Origin of the sequence: Dietzia sp. B44 (genome assembly GCF_014145245.1) — a bacterium.
Classification (GTDB): domain Bacteria; phylum Actinomycetota; class Actinomycetes; order Mycobacteriales; family Mycobacteriaceae; genus Dietzia; species Dietzia natronolimnaea.
On sequence record NZ_JAALEF010000160.1, the window covers coordinates 1 to 2,304 of the forward strand.

Below are 2,304 nucleotides of genomic sequence, written 5' to 3' on the forward strand. Positions count from 1 at the left end.
TGGACGACCTCGACGGTCTCGACCTCCCCGGCGGGGGCACGGTGATCCTGCGCGGGAAGGGGGGCAAGGAGCGGGTGGTCCCGGTGGGGCGTCCGGCCTGCGATGCGGTCGGCGCCTACCTGGTGCGCGCCCGTCCCGCACTGGCGGTCCGGGGCGGCCCGGCGTTGTTCCTCAACGCCCGTGGCGGCCGTATCACCCGGCAGTCCCTGTGGAACGTGGTGGCCGCCGCCGCGGAGCGGGCGTCGGTCGGCACCGACGTCTCGCCGCACTCCTTCCGCCACTCCTTCGCGACCCACTTGTTGGACGGCGGCGCGGACATCCGGGTGGTCCAGGAGCTGTTGGGGCACGCCTCGGTGACCACGACGCAGGTCTACACCCTCGTCACCGTCGACACGCTCCGCGAGGTCTGGGCCGAGTGCCACCCCCGGGCACGGTAACGTGACCGGGGACCGGCCTGAGCGCAGGTGACGACGCAGCGAGAGGAGACGCGGGTGGCGCAGGACTCTGGGACCATGGATCCCGCACTGTTCTCCCGCGCGGAACTGCTCGGCGCCGACGACCCGGCGGCCGGCGAGGGCTTCTCGGCGATCCCCGAACCGCAGCCGCTCACCTCGCACGGTCCCGCCATGGTGCTCTCGATGTGCAACCAGAAGGGCGGGGTCGGCAAGACCACCAGCACGATCAACCTGGCCGCCGCCCTCGCGGAGTACGGCCGCCGGGTCCTCGTCGTGGACCTCGACCCCCAGGGTGCGCTGTCGGCGGGCCTGGGCATCCCGCACCACCAGCTGGATCTGACGGTCTACAACCTCCTGGTGGACAACACCGTGTCGACGGAGGAGGTGCTCGTCCGGACCCGGGTGGAGGGGGTGGACCTCATCCCCGCCAACATCGACCTGTCCGCCGCGGAGATCCAACTGGTCAACGAGGTGGGGCGCGAACAGGCTCTGGGCCGCGCGCTGTACCCGGTGCTCGACCGCTACGACTACGTCCTGATCGACTGCCAGCCGTCACTGGGGCTGCTCACCGTCAACGCACTGGCCTGTTCGGACGGCGTGTTGATCCCGATGGAGTGCGAGTACTTCTCGCTGCGTGGGCTCGCCCTGTTGACGGACACCATCGACAAGGTCCGCGACCGGATCAACCCGCGTCTGCACCTGACCGGGATCCTGATCACGATGTTCGACCGCCGGACGGTCCATGCCCGCGACGTCCTCGGCCGCGTCGTCGAGGTGTTCGGTGACCAGGTCTTCGACACCCTCGTCACCCGGACGGTCCGGTTCCCGGAGACCACCGTCGCCGGTGAACCCATCACCACGTGGGCGCCCAGATCTGCGGGTGCGCAGGCCTACCGGGCGCTGGCTCGCGAGGTCATCCAGCGCGGCAGGTGAGCGGTCCGGTGACCGGGGTCGGGCACCCGCCGGGGGACGACGCCACCGAGGTACCCGATCCGCGTGCGTTCACAGTCCACCTGACCAACTTCACCGGCCCGTTCGACCTGCTCCTGAAGTTGATCGATTCGCGTCGCCTCGACGTGACCGAGGTCGCCCTCCACTCGGTGACCGACGAGTTCATCGCCCACGCCCGCGAGTTGGGCCGGGAGGCGGGCCTCGAGGAGGTCACCGAGTTCCTGGTGGTGGCGGCCACGCTGCTCGACCTCAAGACCGCACGACTCGTGCCGTCCGGTGAGGTCCAGGACCTGGAGGATCTGGCCCTGCTCCAGGCGCGGGACCTGCTCTTCGCCCGGCTCCTGCAGTTCCGGGCGTTCCGCCAGGTGGCCGAGCTGTTCGCCGAGCTCGACAGGACCGCCCGCCACTCCCACCCGCGGACGGCGGGTCCGGACGAGGAGTTCCTGGACCTGCTGCCCGAGGTGGAGCTGGGCGTCGACGTGGAACAGTTCGCCACCATCGCCGCCGTGGCGTTCCGACCCCGGCCGGTGGAGGAGGTGGGGGTCTCGCACGTGCACACCCCGGCCGTGTCCGTCCCCGAGCAGGCCGCCCGCGTCCTGGAGTTGCTGAGGTTCCGGGGCCGGGGCCAGTGGGTCGACTTCCGGGAGCTGGTCTCCGGGTGCGGAGACTCCCTCGTCGTCGTGGCCAGGTTTCTCGCCCTGTTGGAGTTGTACAGGGCGCGCGCCGTGGCGCTCGCCCAGGACGAGGCGCTCGGTGACCTGTTGGTGAGTTGGACGGGCGAGGAGGCCGCCGAGGTGACACGCGGGAGGGACGAATGGACGTGAGGGAGGGCGACGACATGCGTGCGATGGGGCCGGACGGGGACGACGACGAGCTCGACGAGCCCGGGGCCCCGCCG

The 2,304-nt window shown here is 71.0% G+C and carries 3 protein-coding genes; all 3 read left to right on the top strand.

What is annotated here, in order from left to right; translation table 11 throughout:
• The coding region (locus tag G6017_RS06280) for a tyrosine-type recombinase/integrase (protein ID WP_182616491.1) at positions 1-437 on the top strand (437 nt) is incomplete at its 5' end.
• Between the two features lie 75 nt (positions 438-512).
• Entirely contained in the window at positions 513-1,388 is an 876-nt protein-coding gene (locus G6017_RS06285) for a ParA family protein (RefSeq protein ID WP_179526225.1), read from the top strand.
• Positions 1,385-2,230, top strand: a complete 846-nt coding sequence (locus G6017_RS06290; RefSeq protein WP_375544365.1) for a segregation and condensation protein A — start codon at positions 1,385-1,387, stop codon at positions 2,228-2,230. The genes G6017_RS06285 and G6017_RS06290 overlap by 4 nt, the downstream gene beginning before the upstream one ends.
• Positions 2,231-2,304 lie beyond the last annotated feature (74 nt).